Source organism: Methylobacterium sp. WL103, assembly GCF_008039885.1.
Lineage (GTDB): Bacteria > Pseudomonadota > Alphaproteobacteria > Rhizobiales > Beijerinckiaceae > Methylobacterium > Methylobacterium cerastii.
Map to the genome: position 1 here is coordinate 1 of NZ_VRUX01001305.1, position 430 is coordinate 430.

1 protein-coding gene is annotated in these 430 nt (G+C 75.3%); it reads right to left on the minus strand.

What is annotated here, in order from left to right; all coding sequences use genetic code 11:
* On the minus strand, positions 1 to 430 hold a 430-nt coding region (locus FV222_RS29110; protein ID WP_147816568.1), incomplete at both ends, for a M48 family metalloprotease.

Genomic DNA, 430 nt, shown 5'->3' on the forward strand with positions numbered 1-430 from the left:
GCTCCAGTGGCGCACGGCGAGGTGGAACCGATCCATCACGAAGACGCCGAGGCGCAACGACGGGCCGAGCAGGCCGAGCGAGCCCTGGTGGCCGGCCGCGACCGCGTCGAGGGAGCGCCCGACGCCGGCATAGATCGGCAGGAAGCGCTGGCTGTAGGCGGTGTCGCCGCCGGCATAGTGGGCGAGCTCGTGGCCGATGATCGCCGCGACCTCGTCGCCCCGCATCAGGGCGAGGTAGGGCAGCGGCAGGTAGAGGATCCGGCCGGCCAGGCGCTCGCCGCCGGGCTGCAGCAGGGCGGGGCCGGCGCTGACGAAGAATCCACCGGTGAGGCCGACCACGACGGCTTCGGGCTTGAGCGCGCCGAGGCGGTCGGCGAGCCCCTCGGTGAGGCGCCACAGCCCCGGCGCCTCCGCGGCCGAGACCGGGCGG